Below are 23711 nucleotides of genomic sequence, written 5' to 3'. Positions count from 1 at the left end.
TAAACACGCACGCTTGCAAACACACCGCTAAGCAAAGGCTGCGGAAGCACATCCAATTAAAGCGCGATTCGACGCGCAACGCTATCCATCAGGGAGTGGACACACATGAAAAATGATCTGCCGGAGGTCGCCGCGCTCGAAGCGCTGCTGCGCGACCAGCGCCACGCTTATCTGCGCGCGCCGTATCCGTCGTGGGAGACGCGCGCCGCGCATCTGAAAACGCTGCGCAAAGTCATGCTCGACAATCGCGACGCGCTTGCCGAGGCGATGAACGCCGACTTCGGCAATCGCTCGAAACAGGAAGTGTTGCTCGCCGAATTCCTGCTGGTGAAGGAGGAAATCGACGGCGCGCTTAGACACGGCAAGCGCTGGATGAGATCGCAACGACGCAGCACCAACAAATGGCTGCTGCCCGCGCGAGCGAAGGTCGTGCCGCAGCCGCTCGGGGTGGTCGGCATCATCGTGCCGTGGAATTATCCGGTGCTGCTCGCCGTGGGACCGCTTGTCAGCGCGCTGACTGCCGGCAATCGCGCGATCATCAAGATGTCCGAACTGACGCCTCGCACCTCGGCGCTGTTCGAACAGTTGATCGGACAAACCTTCGCGCGCGATCACGTCGCGGTGGTGAACGGCGACGCCGCGCTCGCCGCCGCGTTCAGCGCGCAGCCCTTCGACCACCTGCTGTTCACCGGCTCGACCAAGGTCGGTCACGAGGTGATGCGCGCCGCCGCCGAGCATCTGACGCCGGTCACGCTCGAACTGGGCGGCAAGTCGCCCGCCATCATCGGCGCGCATGCGCGTTTCGACAACGCGGTGGACAACCTGGTCGCCGGCAAAACGCTCAACGCGGGGCAAACCTGTATCGCGCCGGATTACGTGCTGGTGCCGCGCGGCAAGGAGCAGGCGTTCGTCGAACGGGCACGCGCGCGGATGGCGAAGATGTACCCGAACTTCGCCGGCAATCCGGATTACACCTCGATCATTTCGGCGCGCCACTTCGCGCGGCTGGAGCGTCTCGCCGACGAAGCCCAGGCCGCCGGCGCGCAGCTGCACTCGCTCACCGACAGTTCGCCCGATGCAACGAGCCGCCGCTTTCCGTTGATCGCCGTCACCGACGCTCCGGACGAATGCGCGCTGATGCAGGAGGAAATCTTCGGGCCGCTGCTGCCTATCGTGTCCTACGACACGCTCGACGACGCGATCGCGTGGATCAACGCCCGGCCGCGTCCGCTCGCGCTATATCTGTATGCCGACGACGCCGCCACCATCGAACGCGTGACGCACGAAACCATCGCCGGCGGCATGGCGATCAACGAGACGCTAATGCATCTTGCGTGCGAGAGTCTGCCGTTCGGTGGAGTCGGCGCGAGCGGCATGGGCGCGTATCACGGCTACGAAGGCTTCGTGACGTTCTCGAAGATGAAGCCGGTGCTGACGCAGGCGCGTCTGAACGCCCGCGGATGGATTTCGCCGCCGTACGGCAAACGGGTCAACGCGCTGCTGAAACTGATGATGCGGTTCTGACGCTCAACGCGTCGCCGGGCCGCCTTCGATTTCGGTGGCCACCACGTCGATGACATCCGGCGCGTTGGTGCTCGCGGCTGCCGGCGGCTCATTCTCGGCGCCGCTTTCCAGCCGATGCAGCCACGCGAGCATTTCCGCCACTGCCTGATAAAGCTGCGGCGGAATGCGCGCGTCGAGATCCACCTGCATCAGCAGGGAGACCATTTCGGGCGCTTCATGCACGTACAGGCCGGCTTCCTTGGCCCGCTGCACGATCATCTCGGCCAGCATGCCGTAGCCTTTGGCAATCACGCGCGGTGCCGGATCACTGGCTTGGGCGTCGTAGACGAGCGCGGCCGCGCTGCGGCGATGTTTGCGGCTCATCACATGTCCCAATCGAAATCGTCGAGGGGCGTGGCCGCGGTGCGACGGCGTCCGCCTGCGGTGCGGTTCGTTGCCGGGCCGGCCGCGCTGTTTGCACTGCCCGCATCGGCCGGACTGGCCGCCGAAGCCGACCGCGCATACGCCGACGCCGCCGCCTGAGCGGCTGCCGCGCCCGCGCCATTCGCGGCGGTGGCGGGCGCGCCGCCGCCGATCTCGCGAATCGTCAAGCCATTCAACTGGATGCCCGCCGCCGCGAGCCGCTGGCGGAAGCTCTCGCCCTGCATCGCAAGACGCGCGGCGCCGCCGGGACTCGCCTGCACGCGCGCGACGAGCCGCGTGCCGGTCAGCGTCAACTCCGCATCGACGGTACCGAGCGTCGGCAGCGACAGCGTCAGGCGCGTGCGCCACGGCTGGTCGTCCTCGCTCGCCGTGCCGCCGCCGCTGCGGTCCCATTCGTCGCCTTCCTGTTCGATGGTCCAGTCGAGCTTGGCACCCGGCCATGCTTCGCCGGTCCAGCGAAACTGCCCGGTCGCGAGCAGATCGAGCTGCTGACGCACCAACGGCACCGTCGCGGGATGAACCGCGGCGGCCATCGACTGAGCATTCTGCGAGGCGCCGCCGTCGACGGTTTGCGCTGTCGCGCCGTGCAGGCTCGCATGCGCGGGCTGGCCGTTCAGATCGGACAGGGAACTGGCCAGCACCTCGCCGGCCACAAAACGCGCGGTTTGCGCGTTGGGGATCGAAGGCATCCCGCGAGCGGCAGCGCCCGCGTCTTGCGCGCCACCGTTCGAGAACCCTTTCGGCGCCGCACCCATGCCCTGCCGGTCGGACGGATTAGCGGGCGACGTTTCGCCGCTGTCGTTCACCCAATCGAGCGGCAGTTGCGCGGCAGCCGCGACGAGTTTGTTTTGCGCCTCGCCGGCGAGCGAAGCGGGCGAACGCTGGCCCGCCAGCCATTGCGCGAGATGCGCTTCATAAAAGAGTCCGCTATCGCCGACGGTCTGTTCGAGCGCGGCCGCAAGCGCCGCGACCGGCACCTGGGCCGCCGCGACATTGGCGCTGGCCGCGGTGGCAGCGGCATTGGGATTGTCGGCGGATGGAGTAGCAGCCGTTGCAGCAGAGGACGTGGCGAAAAGCGGCAACGCGTCGACTTCCACATCGAGCGCGGGCGCGGCCGGCCAGATCGGCGTCTGGCCGATCACGGCGGGCGTCGCCTCGCCGCCCGAGCGCACGATCGCATTGAGCGTGAGCGCGACGGCGGACAGCGCGGTCTGGGCGGAGGCCTGCGGCGCGGGCGTCTCAATGAGCGCCGGCATGGTCGGCGCGGTTTCGACGCCCGCCGTGCCGGCCTGCGAAGCCGCCGCACTGCCCGGCGCGATATTGAGCAGACTATCGATCCGGCTCGCGAGCACCGAAGCGACAGTCGTGTCGATCCCCTTCATGCCGATTCCTTGGTCACATTGGCGGCGTCGCGCTCAAATAAAGTCAGTCAGCCGGATAAATAGAGGCGCCTCTGAACGCGCGCGGCGCAACTCAGCGCGCGCCGTACAGTTCCTTGAGCACGCGTGTCGGCCGTCCGGCGAACAGCGCGGACAGATTGGCCATGCGCGGATTCGCCAGATCGCGGATCGCGGCGTCGTCGGCGAGTATCTGACGGATCAGCGCGTATTTGCGCAGACGCTCCGCTTCGTCGAGCTTCACGCCCGTTTCCGCGTCGCTCAACGCCTCGACCAGATGGCGGTATTCCTCCTGCAGGTGGACCAGATCGTTCCACAGCGCGCGCCGGGCAGCTATCAGCATGCGGCAGGAAATCGCTGCAATCGCCTCGTAACGGGCGAAGTATTCTGCGTTCGATGTCATCTCATGCTTTCCGCGGCGGGCTGGGCTGCCATCCGCGCGATCTCCGGGGCAATCCCGATCCATGCCTCTTCGAGTGTGGCCAGAAGACCATCCACCTCGACCAGCATCGCCTCGCTTTGTTTTATATTGGCTTCGAGCAGCCGGCGCGACATATAGCTATACAGCGCGTTCAACCGCTCCGCAATCTCACCGCCCGCCTCGAGGTTGAGCGACTGCTGCAGCCCGCTTTCGACGATCTGAATCGCCTTGCCGACCGCCTCTCCGCGCGCCGACACATTGCCCTGCTGCAAATGCATGCGCGCCTGCGCGATCGCTTGCCTTGCGCCCTGATACAGCATCACGATCAGACGATGCGGACTCGCGCCCATCACCCCTGTCTCGACGCCGACGCGTGCGTACGCATTGGCTCCAGAGTGTCCTGGGGAAAACATCGGCGCTCCTCCTGTCTTGCACTGCGGTTGGTCGTGGCACCCCATCCGGGCACGTTGCGGCACCCGATTTTTGCCTGTACCTGGTTATCGGATAGGCAGCGGGAAAGCTTTAGGCCAGTGTAAGGAGGATTAAGGGGCCAAACGCCACAGCCCGCGCCGGGCACACGGTTCGCACGCGTTCGGGCGGCCGGATCAGCGTTGCCGCCCGACTCGCGTTCACACGGACATCTGCATGATGTCGTTATAGGCGGACACCAGCTTGTTGCGCACCTGCAGACCGAACTGGAAGCCCACGTTGGCCTTTTGCATGTCGACCATCACGTCGTTCAGCGACACGTTCGACGAGCCGAGCTCGAACGCCTGCGATTCACCGACCGCCTTGGTCTGATCGCCGCTGATCTTATCCAGCGAGGCTTTCAGTGCCGACGCAAAACCGGTGGGCGTCGCCGCGCCCGACGTGTCAGCGACCGAATTACTGCCGCCGGCCGCTTGCGCCGCCATCGACTGCATCTGTTGCAGCGCCGACGAAAGCGCGTTCACGGGGAAAGTCATGTTTTCTCCAGGGAAGGACGACCGGCATGCCAAACCGTACCGATCTGGATGAAAGCATAGCAGCGGGCCATACGGGAAAGCCCCGAAACTAGGGGGGAAACCCGGCTCTATTCAAGCAATCGGGTTGGGCCGCGCTGCGGATAATTTCAAGGGTGAAAGTCTCTGTCCGTGCGCCCGCCGACCCTCGGTGCGGTAGCGGGCAGAACGCAAAAGGCATCCCGGAGAAACCCGACGCATGGATTCGTCAGCCAACTCTTTGATCAACCCCGACGCCCGCATGGGCCTCGCTGGCGCGCAGCCTGGCGCCGGCGCGGCCGGTGCCGGCCAGGCCGGCGGCGCAGCAGACCTCGGCGGCCTGGGGAGCAACCTCGGCGGCAACTTCGGTCAGCGCCTGTCAGGCCTCGCGCAAATGCGCGGCAACCCGCGCGCTCCGCTGATATTCGCGGTGGCGCTGCTGGTCGCCGTGGTGGCGGGGCTGTTCCTGTGGTCGCGGGCGCCGGACTACAAGGTGCTGTACAGCAACCTGTCGGACCGCGACGGCGGCGCCATCATCACCGCGCTCCAGGCGGCCAACATTCCCTACAAGTTCTCCGACGCCGGCGGCGCGATCCTCGTGCCGGCCGAACAAGTGCATGAAATGCGTCTGCGTCTGGCCTCGCAAGGCTTGCCCAAGAGCGGCTCGGTCGGCTTCGAACTGATGGACAACCAGAAGTTCGGCATCAGCCAGTTCGCCGAGCAGATCAACTATCAGCGCGCGCTGGAAGGCGAACTGGAGCGCACGGTCGAATCGATTTCGTCGGTGAAGTCGGCGCGCGTGCATCTGGCGATTCCGAAGCCTTCCGTGTTCGTGCGCGACAAGGAAGCGCCGTCCGCCTCCGTGCTGGTGAACCTCTACCCTGGCCGCGCGCTCGACGAAGGCCAGGTGATGGCGATCACGCACATGGTGTCGTCGGCGGTGCCGGATATGCCGGTGAAGGGCGTGACCATCCTCGATCAGGACGGCAACCTGTTGACGCAACCGTCCGCCGGCAGCGGGCTCGACGCCTCGCAACTGAAGTATCGCCAGCAGATCGAGCGCAGCACCCAGCAGCGCATCGACGCGATCCTGGCGCCCCTGTTCGGCTCGGGCAACGCGCATTCACAGGTCAGCGCCGATATCGATTTCTCGCACAGCGAGCAGACCTCGGAAAACTACGGCCCGAACGGCAACCCGCAACAGGCGGCGATCCGCAGCCAGCAATCGAGCACCGCCACGGAAATGTCGCAAGGCGCGGCCTCGGGCGTGCCGGGCGCGCTGTCGAACCAGCCGCCGCAGCCCGCGTCGGCGCCGATCAACGCGCCCAACGGCGCGAGCAGTGTGACGACCACGCCGGTCAGCGATCGCAAGGACTCGACCACCAACTACGAACTCGACAAGACAGTGCGTCACCTCGAACAACCGATGGGCGGCATCAAGCGTCTGTCGGTGGCGGTGGTGGTGAACTATCTGCGTGTGGTCGACGCCAAGGGCCACGCCACGATGCAGCCGGTCACCGCCGACAAGCTCGCGCAGGTCAACCAACTGGTGAAGGACGCGATGGGCTTCGACCAGGCACGCGGCGACTCGGTCAACGTGGTCAACAGCCCGTTCAGTGCCGAAGTCGATCCGAACGCCGACCTGCCGTGGTGGCGCACGCCGGACATGATTGCGCTCGCCAAGCAGATCGCGACTTACCTCGGCATCGGCGCGGTCGCCCTGTTCCTCTACTTCGTGATGGTGAAGCCGGCGCTGCGCCGCGCCTTCCCGCCGCCGGAGCCGGCCGCCGTCGCGGCGCTGGCGTCGCCGGACGAACCGATCCTGCTGGACGGCATTCCCGCCGCCGAGCGCATGGGCGCAAATGGCACCAGCAGCAACGTCGCCGAACTGGAAACCGACAGCGAACTGCTCGCGCTCGAAAGCTCCAAGCACAAATATGAGCGGAACCTGGAATTCGCGCGCAACATCGCGCGCCAGGATCCGAAGATCGTTGCAACCGTCGTGAAAAATTGGGTGTCCGATGAGCGCTGAAGGCGTAATGAAGAGCGCGCTCCTGCTGATGTCGATCGGCGAGGAAGAAGCCGCGCAGGTGTTCAAGTTCCTCGGGCCGCGTGAAGTCCAGAAGATCGGCGTCGCGATGGCCGCACTGAAGAGCGTGACCCGCGAGCAGGTCGACGAAGTCCTGCAGGAGTTCGTGCGCGAGGCCGAGCAGCACACCGGCATGTCGCTGGATTCGAACGAGTACATCCGTTCGGTGCTGACCAAGGCGCTCGGCGACGACAAGGCCGGCGCGATCATCGACCGCATTCTGCAAGGCAGCGATACCAGCGGTATCGAAGGCCTGAAGTGGATGGATTCCGCGGCGGTCGCCGAACTCATCAAGAACGAGCATCCGCAGATCATCGCGACGATTCTTGTTCACCTGGACCGCGATCAGGCGTCGGAAATCGTCGCCTGCTTCACGGAACGGCTGCGCAACGACGTGTTGCTGCGGATCGCGACGCTCGACGGCATCCAGCCGGCTGCGCTGCGCGAACTCGACGATGTGCTGACCGGCCTCCTGTCCGGCAGCGACAACCTCAAGCGCAGCCCGATGGGCGGCATCCGCACCGCTGCGGAAATCCTCAACTTCATGTCGAGCAACCATGAAGAAGGCGTTATCGAGAACGTTCGTCAGTACGACGCGGAACTTGCGCAGAAGATCATTGATCAGATGTTTGTGTTCGAGAACCTGCTCGATCTGGAAGACCGCGCGATCCAGCTGTTGCTGAAGGAAGTCGAGTCCGAGGCGTTGATCATCTCGCTGAAGGGCGCGCCGCCCGCGCTGCGCCAGAAGTTCCTGTCGAACATGTCGCAGCGTGCGGCCGAACTGCTCGCCGAAGACCTCGACGCGCGCGGTCCGGTACGCGTCTCCGAAGTCGAGACGCAGCAACGCCGCATCCTGCAGATCGTGCGCAACCTGGCCGAAGGCGGCCAGATCGTTCTAGGCGGCAAGGCCGAAGATGCATATGTCTGATCAGAACTCCGCAGCGAAGGAACGCCTCTCGGCCTACCAGCGCTGGGAGATGGCCTCGTTCGATCCGGTGCCGCCGGCACCGCCCGAACCCGAAGTCGACGACGGCGCGTTCGAAGCCGAACTCGAACGCCTGCGCGACGCTGCACATGCACAGGGCATCGCATCCGGTCACGTGGCCGGTCAGGCTCTCGGCTATCAGGCCGGTTACGAGCAGGGTCACGCGCAAGGTTTCGAGCAAGGCCAGAGCGAAGCGCGCGAAGAAGCCGCACGGCTCGCAGCGCTGGCCGAAACCTTCAAGGCAGCGCTCGACGGCGCTCAAGGTGCGATTTCGGAGACGCTGGTCGCGCTCGCACTCGACATCGCGCAACAGGTGGTGCGCCAGCATGTACAGCACGATCCGACCGCACTGATCGCCGCCGCGCGTGAGGTGCTGGCCGCCGAGCCTACGCTGGTCGGCGCGCCGGCCTTGATCGTCAGTCCCGCCGATCTGCCGGTGGTCGAAGCCTATCTGATGGAAGAACTGCAAACGCGCGGCTGGACCGTGCGTACTGACCCGGCGGTGGAGCGCGGCGGCTGCCGCGCGCAAGCCAACACCGGCGAAGTGGACGCCGGCATCGACACCCGCTGGGAGCGCGTGGCTGCCGCCCTCGGCAAGGTGAGCACATGGTGAAGCCGACGCTCGAAGAAATCCGCGCCAGCGACCTGACGCCGCTAGAACGTGAACTGGCGCTGGCGTCGTTCGGCGCTGAAGCGCTCGCGGAAGAACCGGCGGCGGTGACGCCCGCTGCCGCTGCGGTCGCGGCAATCGAAGCCGCCTTGCGCGATCCGGCGCATGCCCATCCGACTACGGGCGCCGCAGCGAGCCGCGTTGCCGCCTCCGCGAGCCCCGCTTCCGCCGCGATCGCTCACCCGCCTTACGACCCCGCGCTCGACAGCAATCCGCACATGCAAGCGTGGCGCGGCCGCCTCGACGCATTGCGCGCACGCAACGCGATCGCCAAGCCGATGCGCGCCTGCGGACGTCTCACACGCGCCGCCGGCCTCGTGCTCGAAGCCGTGGGCCTGCGCCTCTCCGTGGGCGCCGAAGTGATGATCGAGCTGCCGCAAGGCAGCTCGCTGCCGATGGCCGAAGCCGAAGTGGTCGGCTTCTCCGGCGACAAGCTGTTTCTGATGCCGACCACCGAAGTGATCGGCCTGCTCCCCGGCGCGCGCGTTTTTCCGCTCGAAAGCGCGCCGATCGCCGATCCGATGGCGGGCGCCAAGCGCCTCCCGGTCGGTTGGGAATTGCTCGGCCGCGTGCTGGATGCGTCCGGCCGTCCGCTCGACGGACTCGGCCCACTCGGCGCGCACGCCGACGCCCCGCTGTCCGCGCCGGTCATCAATCCGCTGAACCGCGAGCCGATTCACAAGGTGCTCGACGTCGGCGTGCGCGCGATCAACGCGTTGCTGACCGTGGGCCGTGGCCAGCGCATGGGGCTGTTCGCCGGTTCGGGCGTCGGTAAATCGGTCCTGCTCGGCACGATGGCGCGCTACACCAGCGCCGAAGTGATCGTGATCGGCCTGATCGGCGAACGCGGCCGCGAAGTGAAGGAATTCATCGAACAGATTCTCGGCGAGGAAGGCCTGGCGCGCTCCGTGGTGATCGCCGCGCCGGCCGACGTCTCGCCGCTGCTGCGCATGCAGGCCGCATCGTATTCGACCTCGCTCGCCGAATATTTCCGCGACCAGGGCAAGCACGTGCTGCTGCTGATGGATTCGCTGACCCGTTACGCAATGGCGCAGCGCGAGATCGCGCTCGCCGTGGGCGAGCCGCCGGCCACCAAGGGTTATCCGCCTTCGGTGTTCGCCAAGCTGCCGGCGCTCGTCGAGCGGACCGGCAACGGCCCGGCGGGCGGCGGCTCGATCACCGCGTTCTATACGGTGCTGACCGAAGGCGACGACCAGCAGGACCCGATCGCCGACTCCGCGCGGGCGATTCTGGACGGCCATATCGTGCTGTCGCGCTCGCTGGCTGAAGCCGGTCACTATCCGGCCATCGACATCGAAGCGTCGATTAGCCGGGCAATGACCGCGCTGATCGACGATAACCATCTGGACAAGACGCGTATGTTCAAGCAGATGCTGTCGCGCTACCAGCGCAACCGCGATCTGATCAACGTCGGCGCGTATTCGAGCGGGCGCGACGCGCTGCTCGACCGCGCCATCGCGCTGTATCCGCGGATGGAAGCATTTTTGCAGCAAGGTTTTCGCGAGTGCGCGAACTTTGAACCGAGTCTCGAGATGCTGGACGCGCTGTTTGCCCAAGGAGGCTGACGATGGCGAAACACTTTCCGATCAAGACACTTATCGGCCTTGCGCAGGACGATGTGGATGCCGCCGCGCAACGTCTGGGTCGCGCGCAACGCGAGCGCAACGACGTGCAGTCGCAGCTCGACGCGCTCGTCCAGTACCGCGACGAATATCACGCGCGCTTCACGGCAACGGCCCAGACCGGCATGCCTGCGGGCAACATGCGCAATTTCCAGGCATTCATCGACACGCTCGACGCCGCCATCGAGCAACAGCGCAACCTGCTGGTGACGGCCAATGCGCGCGTCGAGGCCGCCAAGCCCGACTGGCAGCGTCAGAAGCAGAAGCTCGGCTCGTACGAAGTGCTGCAGGCGCGCGGCGAAGCAGCCGAAGCCAAAACCACGGCGCGGCGCGATCAGCGCGACGCCGACGAACACGCCGCCCGGATTCTGAGGATGCGCGCCGAAGGCGCCTGACGTGCATCAGGCGCACGGGCGCCGTCTCGATTGACTGAACACCTCGTTTGACCGATTGACAGGATTCCCTATGTCGCTTCTTTCTCAGATTGGCTCGCTGCTCGGCTCCGTCAGCAGCACGTCGACCAGCGCGGCCATGGCCGCTGCGGCGAACGCCAAACCGTTCTCCCAAACCTTGCAGCAGAGCATCGACCAGCAGAACAGCGCGGCTGCACTGAGCGCAAGCCAGCAGCAGGCCGCGGCGTCTTCTGGATCGTCGTCGTCGAGCGTACACGACGCGCCGCCGCCGGCCGACCCCGCGCCGAAGAGCGCGGACGACGCCAGCAGCATGGACACCGGCACGCCGACGAACTCGGCATCGTCCGCGGCTTCGTCGGGCAACACGCAACAAGCTTCGACCGACAAGACGAACGCCACGCCGGCGAAAACCGGCAACACGACGAGCCAGACCGACGCGGGCACCGCAGCGGCAGCGGCAGCGGCTGCCGCTCAAGCCCAGGCTCAGGCACAGGCCCAAGCTCAAGCCGACGCGAACAGTGCCAATACGCCGTCAATAACCGACCCGGCTACGGCCCTGACCGATGCTGCGACCGCGCAGCCTGGCACGACCACCGACGCCACGACTGGCAGCACGCCGGGCAAGAAAACCGCCGCCACCGATCCAAAGTCATTGCAAGACGCGTTGCAGGCGGCGTTGGCCGCGTTGGCGAACGGCCAGGGCGTTCCCGCGCAAGCATTGGCGAGCGGCGCGGCCGCGAACGCCGCGACCTCGGCAAACGGCTTGGCCGGCACGAACGCAGGGCTGAAGGAAACCGCCGACGGCAAGGCCTTGGCAGCCGGGCTGTTCGGCGACGGCAAGGGCTCGAGCGCATCGAAAACTGCCATGACGACGGCGACGACCGTAGCCGACCCATCCGCTGCGGCAAAAGCGGCGGTCGACACATTGACGGCGACGGCAGCCGCAGGCACGCAAGCCGGCGATATGGCGTCCTTCAAGAGCGCAACGGATGCCGCAACAGCGGCGCTAGCCGCCTCGCAGGCCGCGGCGAGCGCAGCGAGCACGACGGCGGCCGTCCAGACCACGGGCAACGCCGGCGCGGCGGAGGCGGCGAATACATTGTCACCGCAGGTCGGCACGACCGACTGGGAAGACGCGTTGAGTCAGAAGGTGGTGTTCTTATCGAATGCGCATTCACAGAGTGCCGAGTTGACGTTGAACCCGAAGGATCTGGGGCCGCTACAGGTTGTCTTGCAGGTTGCCGATAACCATGCACATGCGTTGTTCGTATCGCAGCACCAGTCCGTGCGCGAAGCTGTCGAAGCCGCGCTGCCGAAGTTACGCGAGGCGATGGAATCCAACGGCATTGGCTTGGGAAGCGCGAGCGTCAGCGACGGCTTTGCGCGCCAGAGCGGCCAGCAGCAGAACGCCGACACCGGCCGTTCCGGCGGCCGCTCGAGCGGCGCGAGCGGATCATTCGGTGGCGGCGGCAGCACGGACGCGATCGACACGACGGTCAACGTTCCGGTGCGCCGCACGGTAGGCCTGGTCGACACATTCGCGTGATCTTCACGCCAAGTCAGCGGCGTCGCCGCGCCCGGCGCGCACAAGCGGCACCTTGATTTGCAGACGATTTGAGATCGGCGCCCTCCAGAGGGCGCCGATTTGCGTCTAGCGGCGGGCAAATACCGCGACGGCGCGCGAAGCGCCGCCGGAAGAATGACTGCCTTGTCACTCACGTCGAGTGTGCGAGAGCACCGATTCCAGATGCACCACAAGCGCGACTGCGCGAGGGTCCCGCTTATGAGCTAGCGGTGTGAAGCGGCTTTCTTTGCCTACTTTCTTTGCCGCGGCAAAGAAAGTAGGTGCCGCCCCGCACAGGGGCAACGCTAATAGACCACAAAGAAATCAAGGAAAGGCCACCAAAGCAAAAACAAGAGATAACCAACAATCCCCCTTCTTTTCGACCCATCGCGCCGCGACCAAATCAACAACAATTACCATCACCAGCACTAACGGCAGGAAAAGCAAACCTCATGGCAACCACGACCGCACCTCAACAAGCCGCGCCGGCATCCCCCGGCCCGATGAAGCGCATCATCCTGATCGTGCTGATCGCGATCATTGCCGCGGGCGCAGCAGGCGCGGGCGTCTGGTTCTTCATGTCGAAGCGCGCCCCGACAGCAGCGTCGGCTGAAGCAGCACCGCCGCCTCCAGCACCGCTATTCTTCCCGCTGGAATCAATGACCGTGAACCTGCAATCAGACGACGGCCAGCAACATTTCCTGCGCATCGGCCTGACACTAAAACTCGCCGACGCAAAAACCCAGCAAGAGCTGACAGACCACATGCCCGAAGTGCGCAGCCGCATCCTGCTCGCACTCTCGAACAAGCACCCTGACGAACTCGCGCCGCTCGAAGGCAAGCGCGCCCTCGCCACGGAACTGCGCACGCTGATCGAGCAACCGACCGACAAGGGCGCCGCGCCGATCCATGTCCAGGACGTGCTGTTCACCGAATTCGTCGTGCAGTGACGCCGGTCGTGACGTTAATCAGCGCTGCCATCATCAACCGCCACGGGACGCACGAGGAATAAGGAATGGGCCACGAAGAGTTCATGTCCCAGGAGGAGGTCGATGCCCTCCTCAAGGGCGTAACCGGCGAGTCCGATTCGGAAGCCGAGCAGACCGATCGTGTGGGTGTTCGCCCATACAACATCGCGACGCAGGAACGCATCGTCCGCGGCCGGATGCCCGGCCTGGAAATCATCAACGACCGCTTCGCGCGCCTCTTGCGTGTGGGTATTTTCAACTTCATGCGGCGCTCGGCGGAAATCTCCGTCGGCCCGGTGAAGGTGCAGAAGTACAGCGAATTCACCCGCAACCTGCCGATCCCGACCAACCTGAACCTGGTCCATGTGAAGCCGTTGCGCGGCACCTCGCTGTTCGTGTTCGATCCGAACCTGGTGTTCTTCGTGGTCGACAACCTGTTCGGCGGCGACGGACGTTTCCATACCCGCGTCGAAGGGCGCGACTTCACGCAGACCGAGCAGCGCATCATCAACAAGCTGCTGAACCTGGTGTTCGACAACTACACGGCGTCGTGGAAAAGCGTGCGTCCGCTGCAGTTCGAATACGTGCGCTCGGAAATGCACACGCAGTTCGCCAACGTGGCGACGCCGAACGAAATCGTCATCGTCACGCAGTTCTCGATCGAGTTCGGCACGACGGGCGGCACGCTGCATATTTGCATGCCGTACTCGATGATCGAACCGATCCGCGACATTCTCTCGTCGCCGATCCAGGGCGAAGCACTCGAAGTCGACCGCCGCTGGGTCCGCGTGCTGTCGCAGCAGGTGCAGGCAGCCGAAGTGGAACTGACGGCCGACCTCGCGCAGGTGCCGATCACGTTCGAACAGATCCTGAACATGCGCAAAGGCGATGTTCTGCCGATCAACATTCCCGAACACATCACGGCGAAAGTCGATGGTGTGCCGGTGATGGAATGCGGCTACGGAATTTTCAATGGTCAGTATGCGTTGCGGGTCCAGAAGATGATCAGCGCAGCCGAAACGATGAAGGAAGGTGGATATGAGTGACCTGAACGCAAAGACTGAGGCCGAACTGGCCGCTGCCGCGCCGCAATTCGCGGCCGACGCCGCCGCTGCCGAAGACGAAGCGGCGATGGCGGACTGGGCCAGCGCACTGGCCGAGCAGAACGACAATTCGGAAGTCAGCGCGACGACGGCGGGCGTGTTCCAGCCGCTGTCGAAAGTCGAGCCGACCACGACGCGCAACGACATCGACATGATCCTGGACATTCCTGTTCAGATGACCGTCGAGCTCGGCCGCACCAAGATCGCGATCCGCAACCTGCTGCAACTGGCGCAGGGTTCGGTGGTGGAACTGGACGGCATGGCCGGCGAACCGATGGACGTGCTGGTGAACGGCTGCCTGATCGCACAGGGCGAAGTGGTGGTGGTGAACGACAAGTTCGGCATCCGTCTGACCGACATCATTACGCCGTCCGAACGTATCCGGAAGTTGAATCGATGAAATGCGTTGCTGGCCGCGCCGTGTCGCGCACTGTTCTGAATCGCGCTGCACGGGTGGCGAACGTTGCGGCTGCCGCCTTATGGGCGTCAGCTTCGCTGGTCGCGCTGCTCGCAACGCCCGTTGCTCAGGCAGCAGACATGAATGCGGTCAACAACGCCGCGAAGATCGCCTCGGGCGTCGGTGCGGGTTCTGCTGTTCCGGCGCTCGGCGTCGGTGCGGTGCTGCAAACCATCGTCGGGCTGCTGGTTGTGATCGGGCTGGTATTCGGTTGTGCATGGCTCGCTCGCCGCTTCGGCTTGCAGCCGGCGAACCGCGGCGGTCTCGTGAAGACTATCGGCGGCGCTTCGCTCGGCGGCAAGGAGCGGGTCGCGGTGGTCGAGATCGGCGATACGTGGCTCGTACTCGGCACGGCGCCCGGCAACGTCCGTCTGCTTCACACGATGCCGGCAGGTACGGCTGCCCTCGATCCGCTCGGCGCCACGCACCCCGCTCCGGCAAGCACGCCGGCGCCGGGCACGGCACTGCCGGGCACCTTCGGCCAACGGTTTCGCGACGCTTTGAAAGGCGAAGTCGGCAAACGTTTCAACGGGCAAGGCGGCGGGGTTCGGTAATGCAGTTCAGTCTTTCTTCGGCGCGTCACGCGCAATCCGCTCGTATGTCCAGCACCACTTCGAAAGTGATTTCGGCCGTGCGCCGCGCGGCACCTGTCGCCCCGATCGCACTAGCGGCGCTGATGCTCGCGCTGCCGACGCTGTCGTTCGCGCAGACCGCCGGCTTGCCGGCCTTCAACACGAGCCCTGGCCCGAACGGCGGCACGACCTACTCGCTGAGCGTGCAGACGATGCTGCTGCTCACGATGCTGTCGTTCCTGCCGGCCATGGTGTTGATGATGACCAGCTTCACGCGCATCATCATCGTGCTCTCGCTGCTGCGCCAGGCGCTCGGCACGAGCACGACGCCGCCTAACCAGGTGCTGGTCGGACTCGCGCTGTTCCTCACGTTGTTCGTGATGTCGCCTGTGCTCGACAAGGCCTATACCGACGGCTACAAACCGTTCTCCGATGGCACGATGCCGATGGAGACCGCCGTCAACCGCGGCCTCGCTCCGTTCAAGACATTCATGCTGCGCCAGACCCGCGAAAGCGATCTCGCGCTGTTCGCCCGCATCTCGCACGCCGCGCCGATGCAAGGTCCGGAAGACGTGCCCCTCTCGCTGCTGGTGCCCTCGTTCGTGACGAGCGAGTTGAAAACCGGCTTCCAGATCGGCTTCACGATTTTTATCCCGTTCCTCATCATCGACATGGTGGTGGCGAGCGTGCTGATGTCGATGGGTATGATGATGGTGTCGCCCGCGACCATCTCGCTGCCGTTCAAATTGATGTTGTTCGTGCTGGTGGATGGCTGGCAGTTGCTGCTCGGCTCGCTTGCACAGAGCTTCGTTTAGCGCGCGCTCCAACCGCGCCCATGCCCTTCACGCTTCCGGTCCCAACGCCATGAATCAAGAATCCGTCATGACGCTCGCGCACCAGGCCATGTATATCGGCCTGCTGCTCGCCGCGCCGTTGCTGCTGGTTGCGCTGGTGGTCGGTCTGGTGGTGAGCCTGTTTCAGGCCGCCACGCAGATCAACGAAAGCACGCTATCGTTCATTCCGAAACTGCTCGCGATCGCCGTCACGATGGTGATCGCCGGTCCGTGGATGCTGACGACCATGCTCGACTATCTGCGCCAGACGCTCACCAACATTCCGACGCTCGTCAACTGAGCGGCGCACCGGTTCTCACCTTTCCGTCCGGCCCACGATGTTCTCCGTCACCTACGCGCAACTGAACGCCTGGCTCACTGCGTTCCTGTGGCCGTTCGTGCGCATCCTCGCGCTGGTCGCCACCGCGCCGGTGCTCGGCAACCGCTCGCTGCCGATCCGCGTGAAGATCGGCCTCGCGGCGTTCATCACGATCATCGTCGCGCCCACGCTCGGCGCGCTGCCGCAAGTCACGGTGTTTTCCGCCGAAGGCGTGTGGATCATCGTCAACCAGTTCCTGATCGGCATCGCGCTCGGCATGACCATGCAGATCGTGTTTCAGGCGATCAGCGCGACCGGCGACTTTGTCGGCCTTGGCATGGGACTCGGCTTTGCGACCTTCTTCGATTCGCAGGCGGCCAGTTCGAGCCAGGTGCTGTCGAGCTACATGAACACCATCGCCATGCTGGTGTTTCTGGTGATCGACGGCCATTTGCAGATGATTAGCGCGCTACTCGCCACGTTCCAGTCGGTGCCGGTGTCGGCGAACATACTCGGCGCGCCCGGCTGGCGCACGCTGGCGAACTTCGGCAGTACGGTGTTTTCCGCGGGGCTGCTGTTGTCGCTGCCGGTGGTCGCCGCGCTCCTCATCACCAACCTCTCGCTCGGCATTCTGAATCGCGCCGCGCCGCAGATCGGCGTGTTCCAGATAGGCTTCCCGCTGACCATGCTGATCGGCATGCTGCTTCTGCAACTGATGGTCCCGAACATGATTCCGTTCTTCGTACGGCTCTTCGACGTCGGCCTCGATCAGATGGGGCGCGTCGCGGCGGGGTTCAGGTAGCTAGGTATTGGCTATGGACGCTACGTGGCGTTTGCGTCGATACATTCCAGCGAGTGGTGGATCTTTATGGCCGTCCCGAGCCGGCATTTCTTCGCGCGCAATCCGAAGGGAAGTGACTCGCTTTGCGCGTGGTACTGCATTCGCGCCCGCACTAGCGGTATAGGTAGCCGCCTCAGGTCGCGACTTCCACGCCTCCGGCAAAAATCGACTGTCTACGACGCCTGTTTGGCCCACATCAGACATCGACAAATCATTACAAGAATATCCATCTTTTCGGACTTGTCGGATACCTAATCTCTCTGCTATTCGCCGAAATGGATTCCGGAATAGGTGTGCTCAGCCTCGGCACACAATTCCGTACATGTTGCTCATTCCATACGGGAGACATTGAGAATGCCGGCACACGAGAAGAACAAAACGACGTATCTTTTTGCAAACATCAGTGAGCCAGGGTACGGGCGCGCTTGCATCGACGGAGACGAGATCCATGCGTAAGGCTCTCGTGGTGCAAGGCAGCCCGACAACCACAGGCGGCCTTGTCATTGGCGGTTCGGCCACTCACATGACGGACCACGGCAAACCGTTCGCGCTAGACGGCGACGAAGCAACGTGCGGCAAGTGCGAAGGCGTGTTCAGGATAGTCGGCACGGCGACGCGCCGGCGCTACAGAGGACAGCCCGGCGTTGTCGAAGGCGATCCGGTGTTGTGTCCATGCGGACTCAACTATGTGATGGCCGGCCTTAATCCGGGCTGTTTCTACTGGACCGACGACATCGCTGTAGCGGCGAGCGCTGTCGCATCCACTATCGACAATGCGTCGCGGGGGACAGGCATCTATGACGAACAGGTGTGCGGCGCAACGACGGTGGCGAACCTCGAAGGCTATCCGTACTTCATCGAGTCGGCTGAGGGCCGGACTTTTTCAGGGCGACTTGGTAAAGACGGCCTCCTGCCACGTGTCCGCACCGATGCGGCCGCCCACTACAAAGTGTATTGGGGCGACGATGCCCTTGCGAGACAGGAAGGAGTCTGAACAATGCCGAATAAAATGACCGTGGTAAAAACCAATTCGACGCCGAATTCGGTCATGGAAGTGCAATTGAAGGCACTGACTTTTCAGGAGTTATGGGATAACTATCCATCGGGCAACCCTTACGATAACCCGGCCTATCGCGATCAATGCGCTATTCGGATGAGCGTGACATTTCATCGGAGCGGCATCGATATGAAGTCATTCTCACAGAAATTGGTTAAGCCGCTCTCCGGGCAGTCATCCATTGGCCGGATAATGCTTGATGGCAGAGCCACTGCGACGCGGGCCGACGAATTGGGCGAGTGGTTGCAACTACGTCCGTTTGCAGGACTTCCGAGGGCGGAAGATATAACGGGTGCCAATTGGGAATCAAAGGTCAAGGGTCGCACCGGCATCATCCAATTTTCGCGGTACTGGACCCGCAGCGGCGAAAGCGCAGGCAACGCAAGCGGTGGACACATTGATTTATGGAACGGTTCACGACTGACGATCAGCGGCTTTTTCGACGGCGTAGCGACTATTGGGCGTTACGCGGGTATTCAGTCATTTCGGCAGGGGGCAGCCGTAGCCTCGGAGCTGAGTTACTCCGATCTACGGGGCTCAAAATCAATCCTGTTCTGGGAGATTAAGTGAAGCGCTTTGGTGTCGCCTTGATCGGTTCTTTTTGCGGTCTGTTCCTGACATGGGCATGTTTATATGCGCTCAGTCACGCTCAATGGTTACATCGTTCCAATGAGTCCATAGCTGGATGCCACGAACTTGGTAAATGTGCTGTCCCGTGGCGGGACGCGGTGCTTCTTCTCGCATACCTGTTGGGGCCGGCAGTGCTCCTGGGTCTTGTCAATGCAGTCGCATGGAAGCGCTGGTCCGCCTTGAAATGGGCCGGTTGGTTTTTTGGCATAACAATCTTGACGGTCGCGCTATATGCGACCGATTACAGCTCGGCGGCCTTTTAACCTCTTTTCATAGCTTGGGCCGGCGCAAGCCCGATCGACTCAGCTTGAGGCGCAGTATGTTGCCGAAGATGTCTACGCGATAGCACATCGCTTCTGCGTTCGGTATGGCGTAGTGGCGGCTGCGCACGCAAAAACAAGAAGGGCGGAACCGGCTCACACCGGCTTCCGCCCTTCTCCGTTTCAGACTGCTCGTGCTATCAGTTCAGGTACTGGAACAGCGAGATGTTCTGAATCTTCGCGAACGCCTGCTGCGCCGCCTGCAGTGCGGCCTGCGTCATCGTGTACTTGCCGATCGTCTTGACCATGTCGGTCTGCGTCAGATCCGCGAGGTTGCTCGAGGTCTGCAACGTGTTGGTCTGCGTGACCGTCTGCAGTGCCTGCACTTCCTGCTCGCGGCCGCCCACGGCCGCCTGCGCCGTCACGACGTTGTTCATCGTGTTCTCGAGCTGGGTCATGCTGGTGGTCAGCGCGCTCTGGAAGCTCGCCGTCGACGCGCCGCCCGACACCGGCGTTTGCAGCGTGGTGATCAACTGGCTCAGGTTGGCGAACACGTCCATGCTGCCTTGTGTGGCCGGCGTCACCGTGAAGCTGTCGCCCGCGTTCGGCGCGCCGGTGATCGACACCGACTGGCCGCCAAGCGTGATCGCCGACCCGGCCGTGAACGCCTGCGGCGCGCTCGTGGTCACCGCGCCGGTAGCCGGATCGGTCTGGCTCACGGTATAGGTCGTCGCCGACGAGAAGTTGATCGAAAACTTGTCGGCGTTGGTCGGATTGGTCGGATTGGTCAGGCTCACCTGACTGATCACGCCCGTGCCGGTGTTGCCGGTCGTCGCAGCCGGCACGGCGCTGGTGCCAATCGGCGCAACGCTGCCGAAGATCGCAATGCCGTTGTCGCCGGTCTGCACCACGTGCGAATCCGTAACCTGCACGCCCGGCGTGCCGGTGTCGCCCGAATAGGTCACAACGCCGGCCGAATTCGTGGTGTACGGCTGCGCGCTGCTTTGATAACCGGCGAACAGGTAGTTGCCTTGCGGATCGGTCGAATTCGCGAGCGTCATCAGTTGGCTGCGCAAGCTTTGCAGTTGCGTCGCGATCGAACCGCGGTCGCCATCGTTCAGCGAACCGTCGCCGGCGCGCAGCACCAGCGTATGAATGGTTTGCAGCACGGTATTGACGCTGCCGAGCGTGGTGTCTTCCTGTTGCAGCGAAGCGAGCGCGGTGCCCTGATTGCTCGTGTATTGCGACAGGGTCGTCGCCGTCGAGCTCAACTGCACGGCCTGCGCCGCGCCAAGCGGATTGTCCGACGGCGTGGAAAGGCTCACGCCGCTCGAAATTTCGGCATACAACTGCGACAACTGAGCTTGCTGATCGCTCATGGTCGCAACGTTCATGTTGAAGTACTGCGTGCTGGAGATGCGCATTGTCAACGCCTCACTGGAAGATGCCGAGTATCGTCTGGAACAGGGTCTGCGCGGTCTGGATGACCTTGCTGTTGGCCTGATACAGCTGCTGATACTGAAGCAGGTTGGCTGCTTCTTCGTTGATATTCACGCCCGAAACCGACTGCTGCGCGGTGGTGATCTGCGTCACCAGCGAGCTTTGCGCGGTGCTCGACGTCTGAATCTGGTTGGTCTGGTTGCCGATATTGTTGACGTAGTTCGCGTACGCGCCCGTAAGCGTGACCGTGCCGCCCGCCAGCGCCTTCGCGGTGGACAGATTCGACAGCGCCAGCGCGTTGCGGCCGTCGTTGGTCGCGCCGGTGTTCGGGCCGATGGTGAACTTGTCGCCGGCCGCCGGCGCGCCGCTGATCGTGACCGACACGTTGTTCATCTGGCCGGCAGTCACGTTGTTGATCGTGAGCGCAGCGCCGGTGGCCGACGAATACGGCACCACGGTCGCCGCGCTGGCGATCGCGTACGTCGTGGCGGGCGAACCCGCCACGGTCACCGTCGAGCCGGCCGGAAAGCCGGACAGCCCCACGCCGTCGTACGAGAGCGTGGTGGTCGAACTCGGCATGGTGTAGCCGGCCGTCACTGTGCCCGGCGTGATCGAGCCGGTGCCGGTGTTGCTCGACGCGGCGGCGCCCAGCACGGGCGCGGCCGCGGCGATCGCCGATGCGTCGGTGGTGGCGGTCGCGAAGCTATTCAGCGCGCCGCGGGTCGGCTCGACCGTGAACGAGTCGCCGGCGTTCATCGTGCCGGTGGTCGAGAAATTCAGGCCGTTGATCGGCTGGCTCAGGTTGGTCGCCGAGCCGACCACGCTGCCCGTCGAATTGTCAGTCAGCGTGTAGGTGGTGCCGTTGTAGGCGAGCGTGTAGTCGCCGGTAGTCGGTTGCGCGGCGTTCGCGAACGACACGTTCAGCGACGCATTGCCGGTGTTCTGCGTGTTCGCATAGACGGTCGGGCCGCCCACCGAGAACAGCGCGCCACCATTGGCGCCGGCGAGCGTGATGCCCAGCCCGTTTTGCGCGTTGACCTGCGCGGAGAAGCTCACGGCGATCGCGCCGAGTTGCGCCTCGCCCGGATCGAGCGTCTGGCTGCGGAACGCGAGCAGGCCGCCGAGCGTGCCGCCGTCGATCTTGCTGTCGGGCAGGTTCTGCGGCGCGGCCGCCGGATTCGCACCCGCCTGGCCGAGATACTGAACGGACAATTCGCTGGTGTCGCCGGTCGAAGGCGCCGTGCCCAGGTTGTAACTGTTGTTGGAGGACACCAGCGGCTGGCCGTTGCTCATGAAGACGCTGTAGCTGCCGTTGCTGTTCACCACGTTCACGCCGATCAGTTGCGACAGATTCGACACGGCGAGATCGCGCTGATCCATCAACTGGTTCGGCGGCTGACCTTGGGTACTGGCCTGGGCGATCTGACCGTTCAACTGCGCGATCTGCTGCGTGTAGCTGTTGATCTGCGAAACGGTGTTGGTGAGCTGCGTGTTGACGCTCTGGCGCAACGCGTCGTATTGCTGACCCGCCGCGTTGATCTGGTTCGCCAGCGTCTGCGCGCCGCTCATCGCGGTCTGACGCGTGGCCAGGCTCGACGCATTGTTCGAGACGTTCTGCAAGCCGGTGAAGTAGCTGGTGATCGCGCTCGCAATCCCGGCGGTCGGGCTGCCGATCAGATTGTTCAGTTGCGAGATCAACGTGTTGTACGTCGACAGCGAGCTGCCCGAACTCTGCGCGTTGTTCAGCTCAGTGGTCAGATACTGGCTGTACTGGCGCGTCACGGTCGTGGTCGAGACGCCTTGCGGCAGATACCCCGAGCCCGTGTACTGGCCGCCGCTTTCCGCATACACCGGTGTTTCGATGGTGTAGCCGGGCGTCGACGCGTTGCTGATGTTCTGGCCGGTCGTCGTGAGTCCCCACTGGGCTGCGTTCAGTCCACTGAGGCCGAGATTGATGAGATTGGACATGCGTCATCCTGAAGGGCGACACCGTACACGTGCCGCCGCGTTACTTGAACATCCTGTTTAACGGCCTCAACAAGGAAAAATTGAGGTCATTCCGACGCGCGTCGGGCATCAGCGGACCAGCGAACGACGCTTCATCTCGAGTTGCGTGATCAGGCGTTGCAGCGTGTTTTCCGCGCTGCCCGGCAGCGTCAGGAAGCGGAAGCCGAGCTGAAAACGCTGCGTGCCGTTCGGCAGCGCGGTGGAGCGATGCGACACGAGCTGCAGATCGAGCGAGAGCCGGCCGAGCCCGCCGAGCGCCAGTTCGCAATCGAGCAGGCGCGTGCCCATCGGCAATTCGGCCACGCGTTCGTCCGACGTGCGCATGCCGACGCCGCCGAGCGACAGGTCGTGCACCTCGAAGCGAAACGTGTCGCCTTCGGGCAAACGGCCGGAGCACATGTACGGATCGAGAATCGGCGCATCGACGCGGAAGTACTCGCGGCGCTGCACGTAGAACAGCACCTCGGGGAAATCGGCCTCGAATGCGGGCAGTCCTTCGAAACGGGTCTCGCGCGGCGTGCTCGTCGCGAATTCGACGCGCACGCCGTCCGGCTGCGCGTGGAACTGGCAGCGCGGTGCGCCCAGCAAGCCTCTGTTCTGATCGGACAAGGCGCCCCAATCGAACGTGAAGGTGCGGCCGCGCACGTCGACGTCGAGTAGCCGTGTTACGAGCTGTCCGCCTGCGTATTGAACCGTGAGGAAATCGCCGCGATTGACGAGATTGCGCAACTGAACGCCGATCTCCAGCGGATTGCGACGGCCGAAGTCGTTGCCGGCTTCGTCTGTCGCGGCGTGCAGCTGGCCGTGTGTGTCGGTCTGGCCGTTCGACTGGGTAGTATCCATGGGCTTGCCGGTATGCTTGTTCTTGCGGGCGCGTGCCAGAGCTCCTGCCGGGGCTTTCGCGCGGTCTTCATCGAAGCCGCAGCACGCGCATCCCAACCAGACATTACAACGCTTTCCGGTATTGGGTCTAACTGATTAGCGGCAGCGCCTGGTCAAAATTTAGGGGCCTGTCATGAATTATTTGCCGCAAACGTTAAAACGCGTCGTCCCTTTTCGCGGGTGGGCCGGCCGCCCGTGGGCGGCCGGCCTCGTCCGTCTTGTTATGCACCTGG

24 protein-coding genes are annotated in these 23711 nt (G+C 64.1%); 16 read left to right on the top strand and 8 right to left on the bottom strand.

What is annotated here, in order from left to right; all coding sequences use genetic code 11:
* Positions 1-105: 105 nt before the first annotated feature.
* A complete protein-coding gene (locus tag B0G82_RS06970; protein ID WP_121307032.1) occupies positions 106-1524 on the top strand; it encodes a coniferyl aldehyde dehydrogenase in 1419 nt (472 codons plus the stop codon).
* 3 nt (positions 1525-1527) lie between these two features.
* On the opposite strand, the gene B0G82_RS06965 is transcribed toward B0G82_RS06970, so the two are convergent.
* From B0G82_RS06965 to fliE, 5 genes are all read right to left on the bottom strand, one after another.
* Positions 1528-1887: an EscU/YscU/HrcU family type III secretion system export apparatus switch protein gene (locus B0G82_RS06965; protein WP_121307031.1), complete on the bottom strand. Its 360-nt coding sequence runs from the start codon at positions 1885-1887 to the stop codon at positions 1528-1530.
* Positions 1887-3329, bottom strand: a complete 1443-nt coding sequence (locus tag B0G82_RS06960) for a flagellar hook-length control protein FliK (protein WP_121307030.1) — start codon at positions 3327-3329, stop codon at positions 1887-1889. Before B0G82_RS06960 ends, B0G82_RS06965 begins: the two co-directional genes overlap by 1 nt.
* A 91-nt stretch (positions 3330-3420) precedes the next feature.
* A complete protein-coding gene (locus B0G82_RS06955) occupies positions 3421-3747 on the bottom strand; it encodes a flagellar protein FliT (RefSeq protein WP_106284825.1) in 327 nt (108 codons plus the stop codon).
* Entirely contained in the window at positions 3744-4178 is a 435-nt protein-coding gene (gene fliS, locus B0G82_RS06950; protein WP_106284824.1) for a flagellar export chaperone FliS, read from the bottom strand. Before fliS ends, B0G82_RS06955 begins: the two co-directional genes overlap by 4 nt.
* A 216-nt stretch (positions 4179-4394) precedes the next feature.
* On the bottom strand, positions 4395-4730 hold the full coding sequence (gene fliE / locus B0G82_RS06945) for a flagellar hook-basal body complex protein FliE (protein ID WP_106284823.1): 336 nt from the start codon (positions 4728-4730) through the stop codon (positions 4395-4397).
* Between the two features lie 235 nt (positions 4731-4965).
* Here fliE and fliF point away from each other — a divergent pair, with 235 nt between their 5' ends.
* From fliF to B0G82_RS06870, 15 genes are all read left to right on the top strand, one after another.
* On the top strand, positions 4966-6777 hold the full coding sequence (gene fliF, locus B0G82_RS06940; protein ID WP_121307029.1) for a flagellar basal-body MS-ring/collar protein FliF: 1812 nt from the start codon (positions 4966-4968) through the stop codon (positions 6775-6777).
* On the top strand, positions 6767-7762 hold the full coding sequence (fliG, locus tag B0G82_RS06935) for a flagellar motor switch protein FliG (protein ID WP_007179928.1): 996 nt from the start codon (positions 6767-6769) through the stop codon (positions 7760-7762). The genes fliF and fliG overlap by 11 nt, the downstream gene beginning before the upstream one ends.
* On the top strand, positions 7749-8432 hold the full coding sequence (fliH, locus tag B0G82_RS06930; RefSeq protein WP_199730066.1) for a flagellar assembly protein FliH: 684 nt from the start codon (positions 7749-7751) through the stop codon (positions 8430-8432). The genes fliG and fliH overlap by 14 nt, the downstream gene beginning before the upstream one ends.
* A complete protein-coding gene (gene fliI / locus B0G82_RS06925; RefSeq protein WP_121307028.1) occupies positions 8426-10075 on the top strand; it encodes a flagellar protein export ATPase FliI in 1650 nt (549 codons plus the stop codon). Before fliH ends, fliI begins: the two co-directional genes overlap by 7 nt.
* A gap of 2 nt (positions 10076-10077) precedes the next feature.
* On the top strand, positions 10078-10527 hold the full coding sequence (fliJ, locus tag B0G82_RS06920) for a flagellar export protein FliJ (RefSeq protein ID WP_106284820.1): 450 nt from the start codon (positions 10078-10080) through the stop codon (positions 10525-10527).
* Between the two features lie 70 nt (positions 10528-10597).
* Positions 10598-12091: a flagellar hook-length control protein FliK gene (locus tag B0G82_RS06915; protein WP_121307027.1), complete on the top strand. Its 1494-nt coding sequence runs from the start codon at positions 10598-10600 to the stop codon at positions 12089-12091.
* Positions 12092-12561: 470 nt separating this feature from the next.
* Positions 12562-13059: a flagellar basal body-associated protein FliL gene (gene fliL / locus B0G82_RS06910; RefSeq protein ID WP_121307026.1), complete on the top strand. Its 498-nt coding sequence runs from the start codon at positions 12562-12564 to the stop codon at positions 13057-13059.
* A 65-nt stretch (positions 13060-13124) separates the two neighbouring features.
* Positions 13125-14123 carry a flagellar motor switch protein FliM gene (fliM, locus tag B0G82_RS06905; RefSeq protein ID WP_116143718.1) on the top strand — a complete coding sequence of 333 codons (999 nt, stop codon included), beginning with the start codon at positions 13125-13127 and terminating at the stop codon, positions 14121-14123.
* Positions 14116-14580, top strand: coding sequence for a flagellar motor switch protein FliN (fliN, locus tag B0G82_RS06900; RefSeq protein WP_116143716.1), 465 nt, complete (start codon positions 14116-14118; stop codon positions 14578-14580). The genes fliM and fliN overlap by 8 nt, the downstream gene beginning before the upstream one ends.
* The gene (gene fliO, locus B0G82_RS06895; RefSeq protein WP_116143714.1) at positions 14577-15191 is read left to right on the top strand and encodes a flagellar biosynthetic protein FliO; all 615 of its coding nucleotides are present in this window, start codon (positions 14577-14579) and stop codon (positions 15189-15191) included. Before fliN ends, fliO begins: the two co-directional genes overlap by 4 nt.
* Positions 15192-15235: 44 nt before the next feature.
* Entirely contained in the window at positions 15236-16024 is a 789-nt protein-coding gene (gene fliP / locus B0G82_RS06890) for a flagellar type III secretion system pore protein FliP (protein WP_106284855.1), read from the top strand.
* Between the two features lie 49 nt (positions 16025-16073).
* Positions 16074-16343 (top strand): flagellar biosynthesis protein FliQ, encoded by a 270-nt coding sequence (gene fliQ / locus B0G82_RS06885; RefSeq protein WP_116118502.1) that lies wholly within the window; start codon positions 16074-16076, stop codon positions 16341-16343.
* 37 nt (positions 16344-16380) lie between these two features.
* Positions 16381-17163 (top strand): flagellar biosynthetic protein FliR, encoded by a 783-nt coding sequence (fliR, locus tag B0G82_RS06880; RefSeq protein ID WP_116118503.1) that lies wholly within the window; start codon positions 16381-16383, stop codon positions 17161-17163.
* Positions 17164-17650: 487 nt separating this feature from the next.
* Entirely contained in the window at positions 17651-18196 is a 546-nt protein-coding gene (locus tag B0G82_RS06875) for a PAAR domain-containing protein (RefSeq protein ID WP_121307025.1), read from the top strand.
* Positions 18197-18199: 3 nt separating this feature from the next.
* A complete protein-coding gene (locus B0G82_RS06870; protein WP_121307024.1) occupies positions 18200-18829 on the top strand; it encodes a type VI secretion system amidase effector protein Tae4 in 630 nt (209 codons plus the stop codon).
* A 520-nt stretch (positions 18830-19349) separates the two neighbouring features.
* Here B0G82_RS06870 and flgL read toward each other — a convergent pair.
* From flgL to B0G82_RS06855, 3 genes are all read right to left on the bottom strand, one after another.
* On the bottom strand, positions 19350-20573 hold the full coding sequence (gene flgL, locus B0G82_RS06865) for a flagellar hook-associated protein FlgL (RefSeq protein WP_121307023.1): 1224 nt from the start codon (positions 20571-20573) through the stop codon (positions 19350-19352).
* A 10-nt stretch (positions 20574-20583) separates the two neighbouring features.
* Positions 20584-22557, bottom strand: a complete 1974-nt coding sequence (gene flgK / locus B0G82_RS06860; protein WP_121307022.1) for a flagellar hook-associated protein FlgK — start codon at positions 22555-22557, stop codon at positions 20584-20586.
* Positions 22558-22665: 108 nt separating this feature from the next.
* Positions 22666-23439 (bottom strand): flagellar brake protein, encoded by a 774-nt coding sequence (locus B0G82_RS06855; RefSeq protein ID WP_121307021.1) that lies wholly within the window; start codon positions 23437-23439, stop codon positions 22666-22668.
* Positions 23440-23711 lie beyond the last annotated feature (272 nt).

This window comes from Paraburkholderia sp. BL17N1 (assembly GCF_003634175.1).
Classification (GTDB): Bacteria; Pseudomonadota; Gammaproteobacteria; order Burkholderiales; family Burkholderiaceae; genus Paraburkholderia.
Note: the sequence above shows the minus strand (reverse complement) of the source record. Positions and strands in the feature narration are given on the sequence as shown.